Annotated in this window: 1 protein-coding gene; it reads left to right on the top strand. The window is 47.1% G+C overall.

The features are described 5' to 3' along the window. A partial coding sequence (locus HMPREF1627_RS01780; protein WP_034500600.1) for a glycosyltransferase occupies window positions 1-747 on the top strand: 747 nt, incomplete at both ends.

Below are 747 nucleotides of genomic sequence, written 5' to 3'. Positions count from 1 at the left end.
TCAGGATGTCGGTTCCGAATATCGGTTCCCCGAAGAGTATCAACCGTATGTAAAAGGCGAGTTGACGTATGAACAGATGCTTCGTGCGTACAGGTCGTACAACTGTTTTCTGAATGTTAATTCTATTCCGAATAGCACGACGATGTTTTCTCGGCGGGTTTTCGAGGTTCTGGCCTGCGGTACGCCGGTCATTTCCGCGTCGAGCCCAGCGTTAGAAGGCGTCTTTGGAAATGGAGTTATTCAGGTAGCAGATAGCGATGAGGCGGCTAACTGGATAAAAGCTCTACGGATGTCTCCGGATTTGCGTGACGAATTCTCCTATGAGGCGCGCATGAAAATTCTTTTGGGACATACTTATTCTCATCGCGTTGATGAAATCTTGAAACGAGTCAGCCTGAATAATCACGTGGTTGGTAAAGCCCGAGTATCGATTATGGCATCCACAAATAGGCCAAACCAGATTCCGCACCTGCTGAAACAAGTAGGAAAGCAGGTTGGAGTCGAGGTACAACTGCTAGTAGCTACGCATGGTTTCGAGGCCACTCCGGAGCATAAAAACCTAGCTAACGATCTAGCCTTGAACGCGCAGTGGTTTTATCAGGATGAGACTATTAGTTTAGGTAGCATCTACAATTTTCTGATCGCGCGAGCGGATTATCCTATTGTGGCTAAAATCGATGATGACGACGATTATGGGCCGTATTACTTGTTAGAACAGGCTGATGCTATTGATTCGATGGCAGCGGA

Origin of the sequence: Actinomyces sp. S6-Spd3, from assembly GCF_000758755.1 — a bacterium.
Classification (GTDB): domain Bacteria; phylum Actinomycetota; class Actinomycetes; order Actinomycetales; family Actinomycetaceae; genus Pauljensenia.
The sequence above is the reverse complement of the archived record's forward strand: the minus strand, read 5'-3'. Positions and strand labels throughout refer to the sequence as shown.